We start from the raw sequence: 15,921 nt of genomic DNA, 5'->3' as shown, positions 1-15,921 counted from the left end.
AGTTCTGGCGCTTAGCATGTTATGGAATTGTGCGCAAATGCTCCCACCTCCCTATTCAGAATGAAGAAAGTGGGTGTGCAAACCACACCCACTCCCGTTGGCTCTTTTATATTATACAACAGACTCGATGACTTTGGCAACCTTTTTTGCCAAAGTATCTACCTGCTCACTGTTCGTGCCCTCTACCATGACGCGCACAAGCGCCTCCGTACCGGACGGGCGAACCAGGATTCGGCCGTTATTGCCCAGCTCTGCGGAAGCCGCATCGATAGCCGCCTTGACCTCGGGCAGCTGCTGCAGGGTAGCCTTCTTATCGTTCGGCACCTTGACATTGATCATCAGCTGCGGCCACGGCTCAACCTCAGCTGCGATCTCCGAGCACTTCTTGCCGCTCGCCTTGAGGATAGACATAAACTGCAGTGCAGTCAGCTCACCATCACCGGTGGACGCATACTCAAGAAAAATAACGTGTCCGGACTGCTCGCCGCCCAGAATGTAGCCCTTCTTGAGCATCATTTCGAGCACATAGCGGTCACCTACATTGGAGCACTCGATCTTCATGCCGTTCTTATCGGCGTAGGCGTGCAGACCCATGTTGGACAAAATGGTGGCAACAAATGCGCCGCCGCGCAGCTTGCCTTCCTTCTTCATGTGCGCCGCGCAGACTGCCATAATGCGGTCGCCGTCCAGCTCCTCGCCGGTCTCGTCTACGATCAGGCAGCGGTCAGCATCGCCGTCAAAGGCAACGCCAAGATCAAAATTGCCTGAGCGGACACGCTCCTTCAGCTGACCGAGATGGGTGGAGCCGCAGTTATCGTTGATGTTGATGCCGTCCGGCTCATAGAAGCGAATTTCCGCCTTGCACTCGACCAGACGCATAAGGCGCTCCACCGTCGTGGAGGAGGAGCCGTTTGCACAGTCCACCGCCACGCGCAGACCGGACAGGTCGCCCTTGATGGTATCTGCAAGGTGGTCGGTGTACTCGACTACCGGATCGATCTCGCTTTTGAGTACACGGCCGATCTTCTCGTGGGTCATCTTCGGAATAGACTCGAAATCGTCGATCAGGTCCTCAATTCTTGCCTCGGTTTCGTCCGGCAGCTTGTAGCCGTTGCCTGCAAAAATCTTGATGCCGTTGTACTCAAAGGAGTTGTGGCTTGCGGAAATGACAATACCCGCATCTGCCTTATGCTTGATGGTGAGGAAAGCGACCGCCGGCGTCGGGATAACGCCGAGCAGCTCTACATCCGCGCCAACCGAGCAGATGCCCGCGACGAGCGCGTTCTCCAGCATATCCGAGGATACGCGGGTGTCCTTGCCGATCAGCAGCTTCGCCTTGCGGCCGTGTGCAGACTCCTGCGTAAGTGCGTATGCCGCTGCCGCGCCGATCTTGAATGCCAGCAGTGCATCAAGTTCCGAGTTCGCTACACCGCGAACGCCGTCTGTTCCAAAATATCTACCCAAATGAAACACCTAACTTTCTTGTATGATAAAGGCGGGGAAACGATTGCATTACAGCATTTGCTGTCCGTCCGCCGGTTCCAGATTTAAATGACGGTAAGCCTGCAGCGTCACGCAGCGTCCGCGCGGCGTGCGGCTGAGAAAGCCGATCTGCATGAGATACGGCTCATAAACATCTTCCAAGGTGATTGCTTCTTCGCCGATGGTCGCGGCCAGCGTGTCCAGTCCGACTGGACCGCCGCCGTAGTTCTGGATAATGCTTTTGAGCATTCTGCGGTCTACGTTATCCAGACCTAACTCATCAATCTCGAGTGCGCGAAGCGCAATGTCGGCACTTTTTCTGTCAATCGTACCGGTGCCGATTACCTGTGCGAAGTCTCGCACACGGCGCAGAAGCCGGTTGGCGATTCGCGGCGTACCACGGCTGCGCCGCGCAATCTCGAATGCGCCCTCGTGCTCGCACGGTACATTAAGAATGCCTGCCGAGCGTTCAACAATGCCGCACAGCTCCTCCGGCGAATACAGCTCCAGACGGAGCATGACGCCGAAGCGGTCGCGCAGCGGGCTCGTCATCTGACCGGCACGCGTAGTCGCGCCGATGAGCGTAAATTTCGGCAGGTCGATACGGATCGAGCGCGCCGAAGGCCCCTTGCCGATGATGATATCGAGTGCATAGTCCTCCATCGCAGGATAGAGAATCTCCTCTACCGCACGGTCGAGACGATGGATCTCGTCAATAAACAAAATATCATTCTCTGAGAGATTTGTCAATAAAGCCGCCAAATCTCCCGCTTTTTCGATCGCCGGACCACTCGTAACACGGATATTCACGCCCATTTCTGCGGCAATGATGCCCGCGAGTGTGGTCTTGCCCAGACCCGGCGGACCGTACAGCAGCGTATGGTCGAGCGATTCACCGCGCATTTTCGCGGCCTGTATGTAAATGCTCAGGTTTTCCTTGGCTTTTTTCTGACCGATATAGTCCGCCATGGATTTCGGACGGAGCGAATTCTCGGTCTCGTCCTCGCTGAGCTGGCGGGTGGAGATGATGCGCTCATCATCCGTCATGCCGCCGGAAAATTCAATACTCAAAGGTACACTCTCCTACTTGATCAGGCTTTTATCGTCCAAAATCAGGACTTGACCAGCTTTTTCAAGCACTGACGGATGATCTCGTCCGCCTCCATGCCGGCAGCATCCAGACCCTCCATCGCGTGCAGCGCCTCTGCCTGCGTATAGCCGAGCACCATAAGCGCCGCGACTGCCTCCTGCGTGTGGTTGACACCGCCGGAAACGGCGGCTGCCGCCGCCGGAGACGCTGCAGATGCGGTCTCCAGCTGCTCCTTGCTCATCTTGTCGCGCAGCTCGAGTACAATGCGCTGTGCGATCTTCTTGCCGATGCCCGGCGCCTGCATGAGCATTTTTTCATCGCCGGTGATGATGCTGAGCGCCAGTCTGTCCGGCGGTGCGACCGACAGGATGGACAGCGCCGCCTTCGGGCCAACACCGTTAACGCTGGTCAGCATCAGGAAGCAGGATTTCTCCTCCTCGTCGATAAAACCGTACAGCTCAAACACGCCCTCACGGACATTGAGCCAGGTCAGCAGACGCGCTTTTTCGCCGGTTTTCAGCTTGCCGATGGTGTTCTGCGAAGCGTGGCAGGCATAGCCTACACCGCCGCAGTCGATCACCACAAGCCCCTGCTGGAGCACGGAAACCGTGCCGTCTACATAATAAAACATCTATTTAAACCTCATAATAAGCCTTCATAGCGCATGGCCTGCCGGGAATGCCCGTGGCAGATGGCCAGCGCAAGCGCATCCGCGGCATCGTCCGGACGCGGCAGCTTGGTGAGATGGAGAATGCTTTTTGTCATTTCCATCACCTGTTTTTTCTCCGCGCCGCCATAGCCGACAACGGACAGCTTCACCTGATTTGGTGTATAGGATACCGGATGCAGTCCCTTCTGGGCCAGCGCCAGCAGAATTACACCGCGCGCCTGCGCAACCTGAATGCCGGTTGTGACGTTTTTCGAGAAGAAAAGCTCCTCGATTGCCACCTCGTCCGGGTGAAATGTGTCCACCAGCGTACAGATATCATCGTAAATCTCACATAAGCGCAGGTGCATTGGTATTCCGGGAGCGGTTTTTGCCGCACCGTACTGCACCGGCGTAAATTTCATATTATCGAACCGCACCACGCCGTAGCCAATCGTGCCATAGCCCGGGTCGATGCCAAGAATCGTTATCATTTCTTTATAACCTCAAAATTATACCACGTTTGCACACATTGTGCAATAAATTTTAGTGGCAGGTGAATGAAAAATTGAGAATGGCGAATTAAGAACTGCGGTTACGCGCAAAGCGTGTTATTGAATTGCCGCCCTGTGGGCGGACACATTCATTCTCCATTTTCCATTTTCAATTCTTCTTCTGTTGGCATAACCGCGCCCTTATGCTGCACGGTATACGCCGAGCATTCGGACGAAAATGTCAGATAATCCGCGAACTTTTCCTGCGGGATGTCAGCGAGCGTTTCCGCTGTCACACCGTCACGGGTAAGCTGATACAGGAACGACCCGATGAACGAATCGCCTGCTCCGGTGGTATCCGCGACCGTCACCGGCAGTGCTTCGGTCTCGGCGCTCGCGTTCGGCGTGTAGACTGCCGCGCCGTCCGCGCCGCGTGTCACAAGCAGCAGCCTGCAGCCCTGCGAAAACAGAAGTTCTGCCGCTTCCCTCTCGGTTTTGCAGCCGGTGCAGAATTCAACTTCATCATCCGACAGCTTCACGAGGTCTGCACACGGCAGAAATTCACGAATTGCTGCCTGACAGCTTTCCGGGCTGTCCCACAGCGGCAGGCGCACGTTCGGGTCGAACGAGAGAAACGCGCCTGCGTCCTTTGCCAGCCGGATGGCCTTGCGATGTGCCTGCTTGACAGGTGCATCCACCAGATCGACCGAGCAGAAGTGCAGCGCGGCACAGTCCGCGAAAATATCCGGCGTGATCTGTGCTTCATCGAGAAACAGGTCTGCCGAGGGATTGCGGTAGAAGGAAAACTCGCGGTTGCCGTTCTTATCAAGTGAAACAAACGCCAGCGCAGTATTCGCCCGTTCGGTGCGGAACACACTCGAGGTATCCACGCCGTTTGCGCGCAGCGTTTTGAGAATGTGCGTACCGAATGCGTCCTCTCCCACCTGTGAAATCATCTGCGCTCTGCCGCCGAGACGCGCCACTGCGGTTGCAACATTGGCCGGCGCACCGCCCGCGACACGCTCAAACTGCACGACCTCATCAAGTGCACAGCCGCGCTGCTGCGGTACGAAATCAATGAGCAGTTCGCCGATTGCCACTACTTTTTTCATCGTTCATTCCCCCAGAATATGTCGGTAAATCGCCTGTGCGACACCGTTTTCCATATTGCTGCCGGTGATAACGTCCGCTGCTTCGCAGATGCACGGCTCGCTGTTTGCCATGGCGACGCCCAGTCCCGCCATCTGCAGCATGGTCAGATCGTTTTCACTGTCACCGATAGCGATGACGTTGGCCAGCGTGCAGCCGAGGTGATGCGCCAGCCATTCCAGTCCGCGTCCCTTGTGCACACCCACGCGGTTGACCTCGACATTGCGCAGCTCTCCGCCATACATGACGGACGGTGCCAGCTCGAAAATGCCGTATTTATCGAGTGCAGCTGTCAGCGGCGCGATCGCATTCGGGTCATCGTGATAAAGAATCGCCTTGGTGAACGGGCGCGGCTCGCGCGCGAGCACCTCGCGCCACGCATTCCCGTCCTCGACAAAATGATAGCCCTCGTCGGCTTCGTCCATGACAACCCGTCCGCGTCGCTGCAGATTCTCGAGAAAATGCCGGAAGGCATGTCCGTAGTACAAATCCTGTGTGGTATACAGGCATGGGTCGGTGTCAATGGCGGCGCACTCGTCCAGAATAATGTCCACCATTTCTGTGCTCAGACCGTCGAAAAACGCCGGTTCCCTGTCGTCCGGATGCTGCACTGCCGCGCCGTTTGCGGTGACGAGCCAGTCTGGTGCGGCTTCCAGCTGTTCGCTGAAGCGGCGTACCTCGCGCACATTGCGGCCGGTGCACAGCACAATCTGCACGCCCGCCTGCTGCGCCATGCGTACCGCGCGGGCGTTCTCCGGCGTGATGCGGCTCTGCGCATCCAGCAGCGTTCCATCTAAATCCAATGCCAGAATTTTGTATTGATTCGTCATATTCATACTCGTTTCCTGTTCTCATTCGCGCAGCATGGCACGCCGCGCACGATAATCGGGTAAATAGCGCTCCACCAGCGCCCAGAACTGCGGTCCATGGTTTTTATGTGCAATGTGCGCCAGTTCATGCACCACCACATAGTCGATAGCGGGTTTGGGATAGTCCATCAGCCGCCATGAGAAGCAAATACTGTTTTTGCCGCTGCACGAGCCGAACCGTGTTCTCGCTGAGGTGATCTTCAGTCCGGTCGGGTACAGGTTCATCAGTTTTGCGTAATACTGTACCTTGGGCGGTAGCTCTATTTTCGCTCGGCGGATAAGCTCAGCCTGCCCGGCCTCATCCGGCTCCGGATGTGCCGCACGGCGGGACTGCTGATCGGCAAGTGCGCGGACTATCCAGTCCGCATGCTCCGCGACAAACCGTTCAATGCGGTATTTTGCCAGCCGCAGCGGCGCACGAACGATTACACGGCCTTCGCGCGTTACCTGCACAGCAAGCGTCTTGCGTTTGGAGCGAACCAGCTCATATTCGATCATATCACTGTCCCTTGCGCTCCAGATTGCGGTTGTAGAAGAACACCGCGACCGAAATGCCGCAGATCAGCAGATAGCCGAGGACGCTCCAACCGTCCGGCAGTTGGCCGAACAGGAAAAAGCCGAGGACAGCCGAGAAGATGACCTGCGTATAGTCGAACACCGAAATCTCCTTGGCCGGTGCGTTGGCATACGCGAGCGTTACGCCGAACTGTCCCAAAGCGGCTGACGCACCTGCGCCGATCAGGCAGAAGAACTGTCCCCATGTCATTGGGTGGTAGTCCGTGATCATAAACGGCACGCATACCAGCGTGGAGAACATCGAGAAGAAGAACACGATGCGGGCGCTCTTTTCGCCCTTCCGGCTGAGTGCGCGTACACAGGTGTAGGCCGCGCCTGCACCCATGCCGCCCAGCAGGCCGATAATTGCCGGGAAGGTTGCCGAGGAAAAACCCGGCTTGATAATCAGCATGCTGCTGCCGAATGCCGCAAGCACCGCCGCGTACTGAAATACGCTGGCCCGCTCCTTCAGCAGAATGAGCGAAAAGATGATAGCGAAAAACGGCGACATTTTATTAAGAATGTTTGCATCTGCCAGTACAAGATGGTCAATAGCGTAGTAATTGCAGAAAATGCCGAGTGTGCCGCAGGTTGCGCGTATGATGAGCAGCGGCAGGTTGCCCTTTTCCCACTTAAAACCAACCTTTTCGCGGCACAGCACCACGGCGGCCACTGCCACCGCGACCAAGTTGCGGAAAAAGGTTTTCTGCGTGAACGGCAGATCACCCGCCAGACGTATGAATGCCGCCATCATCGCAAAACCGAACGCGGACATAATGATAAAACCGATTGCCTTACTTTTTTTAGAAAGCACTGAAGTCTTCCTCCTTTTTGTTGTGAATTTTCTGACTGCTTCTATTGTAACACACAAACTGTTCCGCGTGGCAGAGAAATCGTCTGTTTTTCGCGTTTTGAAATTTTTCAAAAAAATTTGAAAAAAGGTGTTGACATTTGGTGTCCACATGGATATAATAATTCTTGTCGCTGACAGTGAGGCGACTCGATGAGAACAGAATGCGAGTGTGCTGGAACTGGTAGACAGGCACGTTTGAGGGGCGTGTGTCGATCGACGTACGGGTTCAAGTCCCGTCACTCGCACCACCTTCTTTCAACAACCAAATATGCGGATGTGGCGGAATGGCAGACGCGCTAGCTTCAGGTGCTAGTGTTCGCAAGGACGTGGGGGTTCAAGTCCCCCCATCCGCACCAAGTTAAAGAGCTTCAAACTTATGTTTGAAGCTCTTTTTCTGTACTTTTTACGGTGTTTAGTTTTGTGATGTAATTCGTGAAAAACCAGTGTCTACCACTGCTGTCTACCAAAATCGCGGCGCTTCATTTTAGTGCTGATTTTAGTGCAGGTTCAGCACCTTTTTAACGAGTTTTAGGATGACAGGATATTGTTTCAGGACATATGCTACCAATCAGCAGCAAAAGCACAATTTCCGCATCACCCAAAGAGCTGAAACCCAAAGATTTCAGCTCTTTCCCACATTTTCAATTACGCCCTGCCTCCTCAGCCACCTCAGCCAGCGCCGTACTCGATACCGAAGCCGCTTGCTTCGGCACTGTCCACCCGGGATACAGCGCCGAGAACTCCGGTACCGGCTCTACTGTGCCGTCGCTGTGCTGAATGGTTACCGCACCGTTCACCGTCCACGCTTGACTGCCGTAAATGGCCTTCTCGCGTGCGGCTTCTGTGCCGATATTCGCCGCACCGGCGCTCATCATCAGCGCAGAGACCGCCATGCAGCTTGCCAGCGCGGCGCTCAGTATTTTTCGAAATCTGTTCATCATTTAACCCTCCCTGTTTGCCCTCTAATTACTATCCATACCTTACCGGTTTTCATTTCAACATACCATCGGACTCACCTCAAAAAAGCAGTTATCTCAGCAGATAACCCATGTACATTGCATTTATCATGGTCTATCTGTAAGATAACTGCTTTTCACCGAAATTGCAACCGGCTATTCCTGCTTAGTCGTTATTCGTTCCTGCTTTGCACGTTAAGGAGCAAAATATCGCAGATGAACCGGTCGTTCTGCTCGTAAAACCGAATCAGTCCCTGATTGCGTTCTACCGCCTGCCGCATATTCTGAATGCCGAAGCCGTGGCGATACCGGATATTTTTCGTGGTACGCAGTGCCGGATTGTCCGACAGCACCGGATGTGCGATATCATTGGCAATCACAATCGAGCTGTATGCTCCCTGCGGCTGAATATGAATATCCACCACCTTGCGCTGACTGTCTTTTGCGGCACGAATCGCGTTGTCCAGCGCATTGCCGAGGATGATGGTAATATCCTCCGGCGAAATACCCGCCAGCGGGGTTGTGATAATAGCACTCAGCCGAACGCCTGCCCGTTCCGCGGCTGCGCTTTTGCTGTTGATAATCGCATCCAGCACCTTGCTGCCCGAAAACATGATCAGCTTGTTGACGGTATTCTGCTGCTGCAGAAGCTGCCCTGTGTACTGCTTGATACCCTCGACATCCCGTTCTTCCGCCATGGATAAAATGCAGAGCAGGTGATTTTTGAGGTCATGCCGCAGCGCACGAACCGTGTCATACATATTCTCAATGTCCTTGGCGTTTTCCTGCAGACATTCGTTCTGCAGCGCGAGCAGCGCCATTTCGGTTTTGATTTTTCCGGCTTTGCCCAAACGGATAAACAAAAAGTAGACAACGATATTCAGTATCAATACAATACCTACGGCATACAGAACAATCGTCTGAATGCTCGGTTCCTGTATCGCCGCATACATCATCAATGTAATAGCCAGGTCGGACAGCATCGGTACGATTACCAGTGCGATAACGTCCATCCCTTTTAGCTTTCCGCTTTCCTTGATACGCAGAATAATCCGCGTGATAACAAAAAACAACAGCTTGGTCAGGCAGATGGACGTAACGCGAATCCCGCTGAAATGACTCAACAGAAACGCCACCTGATTACCGGACAGCTTGGCCACCAGCAGTGTTGTAAGCGTTGCCGTAATGGCCACCAGACCCATAGTAAACGCGGACACGAATATTTTTTGGAAAATATTACCCCTTAATAGGGTAACGCAAAATAGAATATTGACCAGAATCTGCAATGAGCTTGCATAATTTTCATACAAATGTGTCCACGAGAAAAACGCTACAATGCAAAACGAGAGAATCCATATCAATGCGGTTCCCCAGTATTTCGCTGAGGTTTCCGTCTTATATCCGAAATACTGCACCAGAAAACTGAGAATCAGCGTTACTTCCACGGCATTGACTGCCATCTCAAACCAGAAATTCATGGGCGCAGGCTCCTCATATACGCCATGAAGGCGGTCTGTGTTTCCTCTGCTTTGGCGCGGCTGACCGGCAGGACCGTCCCGTCCGTCAAGGTGACGCTTGTCCGGCTGCAGATTTGAACAAACCGGCAGTTCAGCAGATAGCCAACGTGGCAGCGCACGAAAAAGTATTTGCTGAGTGCCGTTTCGATATCGCTCATACGTGCCTTGAACCGCAGGGATTTCTCATTGTAATGTACAACGATATAATGTCCCTGGCTCTCAAAATACACAATCTCCGTGATTGGAATGCGGGTGCTGCTGCCGTTCATCGTAACCGTGTAGTGAATCTGACGGCTGTTGAGAAGCTGCAGCATTTTCTCGGTTACCTGCGGCAGCTCCTCCAGATGCGTTTTGCGGAGAAACCAGAACGGCTGAAACGCAAACGACTGATACACCAGATCTTCCATGCCGGACAGGAAAATGATAAGAGGCTTCGACGGCATGGCTGACAGCTCTTCCGCGACCGAAAAGCCGTCTTTTTCAGGCATATCAATGTCTAAAAACAGCACATCCGTCGGCCTGCATGTAATCTCGCGCAAGGCTTCCACGCCCGTGTGCGCGGACACGATCTCCGGTGTGATTCCGTATTTTTTGAAAACGGTCAGCAGGCGTTTTTCAAAGATCTGCGTGAATGCGGTATCGTCATCGCACAGTATAATGCGCATGAGTGCTCCTCCCTGTTGTGTTCTGAACTAACTATACCATAAAGCAGCACAGCAGACAATATTTCACAAAGCGTTCTGTCTCCTGCTGCCCCGTTTCTATTATACCGCAGATTGATGGACGTCCGGCTGCAGAGCGGGAACGCAAAGTGACCAATCAGGAACGCGCTATTGATTTTCCCCTTGAAAACGGGTATCGTGCATAACATAACCCGATAGGAATCAGGTGAACGATCTATGACGACACAGGACAAGGAGCTGTTTTCCCAATTATACGACCGGAATTACAAGCGGCTGCTGTATGCGGCCATCCGCATTGCACATAACCCGTTTACAGCAGAGGAGCTGACAAACGAGGCGTTTACCATCCTGCTGACGCATTTTGACCGGGTGCGCCAGCACCCGAATCTGCCCGGCTGGCTGCACACCGTGCTGACCAATCTCGCGCTTGATGAGTACAAACGGCAGAGCCGGTATGTGCAGGTGCCGCTGGACAGCGTTCAGAATCTTGGCTGCGAACCGATTTTCCTTTCCATGCTCGACCTGCTGCCGAACGAATTATCCTGCACGGATAAAGAGATTCTGTATCTGCGGTATCAGCTGAATCTGAACTGTGTGGACATTGCCGAATATCTGCATATCAGTCACGAGGCCAGCCGTGCGCGCTTAAGCCGCGCCAGACAGCATTACGCTCACCTGCTTGCGAAGGAAAGGCTGATGTGAACTCCCATCCTGCCGAATAGTTCCGCTGTGTGTATAATACGGGCAGCAGAACTGCACGATAAAGGAAAAGTCAGCCGTTTCCGGCTGACTTCAGTCTGTCGATAAAGTCAATCTATCGTTTTTACTTTTCGTGCGGCAGCACGCATAAAATAGAATTTGCACAGCAAATTCATAATTCCCGGGGGCGTGTACCTCGGGAATTATACAAGGGACGAAAAATTGTGCCCGTAGGGCGCGGTTTTTCGTCAAGATTCGATTGAAAGCGTGGTTTCAATCGAGAGGCTGCTCGAAAAACGGAGTTTTTCGACAGCCTCAAGTCAGCCATTTTCGGCTGACTTTCCCTTTATATATCATCCTTCTTGCGCTTCTGCTCCTATTTCCGCGAGGATTTGACAAGCCGCTCTAGCGTTTCCACCATCTCCGAGCCTTCCAGCGGCTTTGCAATATGCATATCCATGCCCGCAGCAAAGGCAAGCTGACGGTCCTCTGCGAAAGCGTTTGCTGTCATGGCGATGATTGGAATGGTTCTCGCATCCGGACGCTTCATCGCGCGAATACGCCGCGTCGCTTCCAGACCGTCCATCACCGGCATCATCACATCCATTAAAATCGCATCAATTTCTCCGGGCCTGGAATCGGCAAAAATGCGTACCGCCTCCTCACCATTCACTGCCTTGATGATGGAGGCTTCTTCCACATTGAGTACAAACTCAGCAATCTCCATATTCATCCTGTTATCTTCCGCAACCAGCACATGCAGTCCGGCAATAGAACTGGTCTGCAGCAGACGTTTCGGCTTGTTTTGCTTCTCCGGTGCATGGCAGATGCGGAATGACAGCGACAGCGTAAACGTCGTGCCTACGCCCTGTCTGCTGACAAAGGACAGCGTGCCGCCCATTTTCTCCGCCAGACTTTTCGCAATCGGCATACCCAGACCGGTACCGCCATATTCCGATCGAGCAAAATTCCGTTCCTGTGCAAATGGCTCAAATACGTGCTTCTGAAACTCCTCGCTCATGCCGATACCGGTATCCGCACAGGTGAATTCAATCTGTGCAGTCTCCGGATCCGCACTCGGCTTTTCGCGGCATCCCAGCCTGACTTCGCCCCCTGCGTGGTTGTACTTGACCGCATTGCTGATGATATTCATCAGCAGCCGACGCAGGTGCAGCGGACTGCCGAGCAGGCAGCGGTGCTCAACCGGATAGCCATCCGTTATTATCGTAATGCCCCGCTCCCGCGCCTGCTTATCCACCACCACGCCAACACTGTCCAGCAGTTCCTTGAGGTCAAACTCGCGTTCCTCCAGCATGATCTCGCCGGATTCCAGCTTGCCCATGTCCAGCACCTCATTTACCAGCTCGAGCAGCAGACCGGAGGCATCCCATATTTTCTTCCGGCACTCGGTTTGCTTGTCCGGATCGTCCTTGTAGTAATTCGCAATCTCAATCATACCGCGAATGCCGTTGATCGGCGTGCGGATATCGTGGCTCATGCGCTGCAGGAACTCGGTCTTAGCGCGGTTGGCCTGCTCGGCCTTTTTGGCGGATTCCATCAGTTGCCCGCGGAATTCCCGCTCGCGCCGGTCCTGCTCGGCCAGATATTCCCGCGCGGAACGCCTGCGGAACATTTGAATCACGGTCAGCATGACCAGATAGATGATCAGCGCCGCCATCATATTTTTGACCATATCAGTCGCTACCATACGGTCGGATACATAGGCGTAGATATAGTAGTCGCGGCTGCGGTCCAGACCACCGAAATAGGCATTGCCATCGCACTTGAAATGTCCGACCGCGGCGGACGACAGTTTTGACTTGATCTGCTGCAGAATCCGGCTGTCCTCCACCTTGGTATCAGCCAGTTCTTCGTCGTTGGACGCGATAATGCGGTCGCCGTTTGTCACCACAATCACACCGTCGTCCTTGGTATTATAGCCCGCAAGCAAGCCCTGTATGGTCAGCGTATAATTGCGTGCATACTCCGCAGTGGTGTGATAGTATACAACGATCACACCGGGCACATCTGTACGGCCGTACGCCGAAATATCCACATAGGAGCCGTCCGGCAGGTCAATCCGAGAAGCATAGGTCTTCTGCGGATACCTGACCACATCGAGCACTGTATTCCGCTCTATATACTCCTGCAGTGTTAGAAAATTCAGCAGATCACCGTTATACTCGCACTGCACTCTTCCATCTGTGTCCAGCAGAATAATGCCGGTCAGCCGCTGTTCCTGCGCATAGAACCGAAGCCGGTCTTCATCTACAGCCGAGCCCTCATAGCCGATATTGCGGTTTACCTGCTGTGCGTTGTCCATGATACGCATCAGACTTTTGGTAACAGCCGCAGCATTGTAGCGTGTATAGGTCGTGCACTGCTCCTTCACATAATCTATCGTATTGCCGAGCTGTTCCCGTGTCTGCGCGCTCTCCGCACGCACCGTGCGAAAGCCGACCAATATGACCAGCACGGCGCCGATTGCAGCCGCAATCCGTTCGTACCGGCGCGTGGCTTTGCCCTTTTTAACCTGCAGCACAGTCCACCTCCAAATATTTATCCGGATCGGACAGATACCTGCCTATGATCGTTCGAGTCGTACCGTCTGCACGCATTTCCTCGAAAACCCGGGAAAGCTGTTCGTTCAGTCCACGCGCATCGTTTTTTGCAAACGCCACACCAATTCCTGTCGTGAGAATACTTTCGTCCAGAATACGGTAATCCACATCATAATCCTTCATATACTGCCGAATAGCGGTTTCGTGCGCCGCGATTGCATCCACATAGCCCTTGCCGAGAGAGGTGTAGAGCAGTTCGCGATCTTCCAGACTGTATACTTCACGCACAAGCGGAATGCGGCTGTCCGTTCGCTCGAGGAAAATACTTTCCGGCTTGGTAGTGGACTGCACGGCAATGGTCCTGCCCTCCAGATCGCTCAGCCGGTAAATATCGCTGCTGCGGTTGACCGCAACCACCTGGCGGCTGATCATATACGGTTCGGTCCAGTTGTATTCATCCTCGCGTCCATCAATGGAAAAGCATCCCCAGATACAGTCAATATCACCATGTTCAACCAGTTTCTTCTTTTCTTCCCAGTCAATACCGACGAAGGATACCGCATACCCCAGCCGTCCGAAGGATTCCTTAGCCAGATCCACATCTATGCCCGCCGGATTGCCATTTTCATCGGTATAATTAAACGGCGGATAGTTGTCACTGCCCACCTTGATCGTTATCGGTGTTTCCGTCTGGTGCTCCTGCATATCCTCGGCAGCCGTACATCCGCACAACAGCACACCTGCCAGCGCTGCCGCAAATACACCGAAAATCCGTCTTTTGAGTCTCATGGCTTCCCCTGCTTTGCTTTTTATCCTTATTATACCATTTTAAATCTATGAATGCCAGAGAGAGTATAACATTTTATTCCAGTATTTTTCGACAATTTTTTCACTTTATGTCGATTTTTTCGTACCCAAATCCGCCAGCAACACCTTCATCTGCCCGCCGCAAACCATACCTTCCTGTGCAGCAATGTCGTTGCTCATGTCGATGGTGACGCACTTGTGCTCGCCGGTCCCAATCAAGTAGTACGCCTGCCGCATAACGGCGCTCTCACTGCAGCCGCCGCCGATGGTGCCTGCGGTAGCCGTATTGGCATCGACCACCATGTACGAGCCGGATTTTACCGGCGTGGAACCGCTGGTCTCGTACACGAGCATGAGCGTTTTGGGAATATCACCGCGTGCAGCGGTTTCCAGCAGCGGCAGGTCGATGTCCTCTGCGGTGAGAATGCTACTCTTGGAACGGCGATCGGTCGTGCGGCGGCGTTCCGCGATCAGCTCTGCCACGATAGAAATCGCAATCTCCTTGACGGTCAGCGCACCAATGTCCAGACCGATGGGCGTATGAATGCGGTCGAGATCTGCCCGAGAGAAGCCTTCTTCCTCAAGCATGTTCAGCAGACCGACCGTGCGCCGCTTCGACCCGATCATGCCGAGATAGCGCGGCATGGTGCCGCGCAGAAGCTCCCGCAGGCAGTCCGCGTCATAACGATGCCCGCGCGTGATAACGGCAACGTAATCGCTCTCTCGGATGCCGATTTTCTCGATTGCCGCCGGAAACAGATCACATACGATCTGCTTTGCTTCCGGAAAGCGCGGATGATTGGCAAAAGACGGCCGGTCGTCCGCCACAACCAGCTCAAAACCGAGATCGGCCGCATAGCGGCAAAGCGGCTGCGCGATCGTGCCGCCGCCGAGCAGAATCAGGCGTTCCTGCGGCATGAAATTGCGCGTGTACTGTACGCCATCCGCGTCGATGGTCAGCGCCGCCGGAAGTCCCTTGCGAGCATTTTCCGCGGCAGCCTGCAGCTGTTCCAGCAAAGTCATCGTGCCGTCGCTCCTTCCGCGTGATAATCGCCGCTTTTGCCGCCGGTCTTGTGCAGCAGCAGCGTCTCATCAATACGCATACCGCGGTCCACCGCCTTGCACATGTCGTAGACGGTCAGCGCAGCAACAGTGGCTGCCGTAAGTGCTTCCATCTCAATGCCGGTCTTGTGCGAACAACGCAGCGTGCTGACAACGCGCACCTGCGTCTCCGAGACAGCCTCAATGGCGATGTCCACGCTCTCGATCGGGATCGGATGGCACATCGGGATCAGCTCTGCCGTCCGCTTGGCCGCCATAATGCCCGCGATACGCGCGCACGCGAACACATCGCCCTTGGGCACTGTTCCGTCAAGGATCATGCGCAGCGTCTCCGGCTGCATGGTCAGCACGGACTGCGCCACCGCTTCGCGCTGCGTGACCGGCTTCGCGCCGATGTTGACCATGTGCGCTGCACCGTTTTCATCCAAATGGGTCAGTTTCATGTTGTTCCTCCCGAAAATTTATTTTGTTCCGCAAACACAAAAAACACCGCTCAAA

At 54.2% G+C, this 15,921-nt stretch carries 16 protein-coding genes and 2 tRNA genes; 3 read left to right on the top strand and 15 right to left on the bottom strand.

Annotated features, from left to right (window positions below; genetic code table 11):
* Positions 1 to 111 precede the first annotated feature (111 nt).
* The 8 genes from glmM to DW806_RS06110 all read right to left on the bottom strand — a co-directional run bounded on the left by glmM (position 112) and on the right by DW806_RS06110 (position 7,099).
* Positions 112 to 1,464 carry a phosphoglucosamine mutase gene (glmM, locus tag DW806_RS06145; RefSeq protein ID WP_110436909.1) on the bottom strand — a complete coding sequence of 451 codons (1,353 nt, stop codon included), beginning with the start codon at positions 1,462 to 1,464 and terminating at the stop codon, positions 112 to 114.
* Between the two features lie 48 nt (positions 1,465 to 1,512).
* Positions 1,513 to 2,553: a Holliday junction branch migration DNA helicase RuvB gene (ruvB, locus tag DW806_RS06140; RefSeq protein WP_181967744.1), complete on the bottom strand. Its 1,041-nt coding sequence runs from the start codon at positions 2,551 to 2,553 to the stop codon at positions 1,513 to 1,515.
* 41 nt (positions 2,554 to 2,594) lie between these two features.
* On the bottom strand, positions 2,595 to 3,203 hold the full coding sequence (ruvA, locus tag DW806_RS06135; RefSeq protein ID WP_118729450.1) for a Holliday junction branch migration protein RuvA: 609 nt from the start codon (positions 3,201 to 3,203) through the stop codon (positions 2,595 to 2,597).
* Between the two features lie 11 nt (positions 3,204 to 3,214).
* Positions 3,215 to 3,712 carry a crossover junction endodeoxyribonuclease RuvC gene (ruvC, locus tag DW806_RS06130; RefSeq protein WP_337764176.1) on the bottom strand — a complete coding sequence of 166 codons (498 nt, stop codon included), beginning with the start codon at positions 3,710 to 3,712 and terminating at the stop codon, positions 3,215 to 3,217.
* Between the two features lie 149 nt (positions 3,713 to 3,861).
* Positions 3,862 to 4,824: a carbohydrate kinase family protein gene (locus DW806_RS06125; protein ID WP_118729449.1), complete on the bottom strand. Its 963-nt coding sequence runs from the start codon at positions 4,822 to 4,824 to the stop codon at positions 3,862 to 3,864.
* A gap of 3 nt (positions 4,825 to 4,827) precedes the next feature.
* Complete coding sequence (locus tag DW806_RS06120) at positions 4,828 to 5,691, bottom strand: Cof-type HAD-IIB family hydrolase (RefSeq protein WP_158578307.1); 864 nt, start codon at positions 5,689 to 5,691, stop codon at positions 4,828 to 4,830.
* 21 nt (positions 5,692 to 5,712) lie between these two features.
* Positions 5,713 to 6,228, bottom strand: a complete 516-nt coding sequence (locus DW806_RS06115; protein WP_118729447.1) for a M48 family metallopeptidase — start codon at positions 6,226 to 6,228, stop codon at positions 5,713 to 5,715.
* A gap of 1 nt (position 6,229) precedes the next feature.
* Positions 6,230 to 7,099: a DMT family transporter gene (locus DW806_RS06110; RefSeq protein WP_256372134.1), complete on the bottom strand. Its 870-nt coding sequence runs from the start codon at positions 7,097 to 7,099 to the stop codon at positions 6,230 to 6,232.
* 202 nt (positions 7,100 to 7,301) lie between these two features.
* On the opposite strand from DW806_RS06110, the gene DW806_RS06105 reads away from it, so the two are divergent.
* Positions 7,302 to 7,386: transfer RNA gene (locus tag DW806_RS06105), tRNA-Leu, on the top strand.
* A gap of 22 nt (positions 7,387 to 7,408) precedes the next feature.
* Positions 7,409 to 7,494: transfer RNA gene (locus DW806_RS06100), tRNA-Leu, on the top strand.
* Positions 7,495 to 7,779: 285 nt separating this feature from the next.
* Here DW806_RS06100 and DW806_RS06095 read toward each other — a convergent pair.
* From DW806_RS06095 to DW806_RS06085, 3 genes are all read right to left on the bottom strand, one after another.
* Positions 7,780 to 8,079: a hypothetical protein gene (locus DW806_RS06095; protein ID WP_147358085.1), complete on the bottom strand. Its 300-nt coding sequence runs from the start codon at positions 8,077 to 8,079 to the stop codon at positions 7,780 to 7,782.
* A gap of 188 nt (positions 8,080 to 8,267) precedes the next feature.
* Complete coding sequence (locus tag DW806_RS06090) at positions 8,268 to 9,572, bottom strand: sensor histidine kinase (RefSeq protein WP_118729444.1); 1,305 nt, start codon at positions 9,570 to 9,572, stop codon at positions 8,268 to 8,270.
* Positions 9,569 to 10,276, bottom strand: coding sequence for a LytR/AlgR family response regulator transcription factor (locus DW806_RS06085; protein WP_118729443.1), 708 nt, complete (start codon positions 10,274 to 10,276; stop codon positions 9,569 to 9,571). Before DW806_RS06085 ends, DW806_RS06090 begins: the two co-directional genes overlap by 4 nt.
* A gap of 234 nt (positions 10,277 to 10,510) precedes the next feature.
* Here DW806_RS06085 and DW806_RS06080 point away from each other — a divergent pair, with 234 nt between their 5' ends.
* Complete coding sequence (locus DW806_RS06080; protein WP_118729442.1) at positions 10,511 to 10,996, top strand: RNA polymerase sigma factor; 486 nt, start codon at positions 10,511 to 10,513, stop codon at positions 10,994 to 10,996.
* A gap of 373 nt (positions 10,997 to 11,369) precedes the next feature.
* Here DW806_RS06080 and DW806_RS06075 read toward each other — a convergent pair whose 3' ends face one another.
* The 4 genes from DW806_RS06075 to moaC all read right to left on the bottom strand — a co-directional run bounded on the left by DW806_RS06075 (position 11,370) and on the right by moaC (position 15,866).
* Positions 11,370 to 13,535 (bottom strand): ATP-binding response regulator, encoded by a 2,166-nt coding sequence (locus tag DW806_RS06075; RefSeq protein WP_118729441.1) that lies wholly within the window; start codon positions 13,533 to 13,535, stop codon positions 11,370 to 11,372.
* Entirely contained in the window at positions 13,522 to 14,343 is an 822-nt protein-coding gene (locus DW806_RS06070) for a substrate-binding periplasmic protein (protein WP_118729440.1), read from the bottom strand. The genes DW806_RS06075 and DW806_RS06070 overlap by 14 nt, the downstream gene beginning before the upstream one ends.
* Positions 14,344 to 14,448: 105 nt before the next feature.
* Positions 14,449 to 15,384 (bottom strand): XdhC family protein, encoded by a 936-nt coding sequence (locus DW806_RS06065; RefSeq protein WP_118729439.1) that lies wholly within the window; start codon positions 15,382 to 15,384, stop codon positions 14,449 to 14,451.
* A complete protein-coding gene (gene moaC, locus DW806_RS06060) occupies positions 15,381 to 15,866 on the bottom strand; it encodes a cyclic pyranopterin monophosphate synthase MoaC (protein ID WP_118479657.1) in 486 nt (161 codons plus the stop codon). The genes DW806_RS06065 and moaC overlap by 4 nt, the downstream gene beginning before the upstream one ends.
* Positions 15,867 to 15,921: the final 55 nt, after the last annotated feature.

Source organism: Butyricicoccus sp. AM32-19, assembly GCF_003480365.1.
Taxonomy (GTDB): domain Bacteria; phylum Bacillota; class Clostridia; order Oscillospirales; family Butyricicoccaceae; genus Agathobaculum; species Agathobaculum butyriciproducens.
This window is presented reverse-complemented; position numbering and strand designations above follow the sequence as displayed.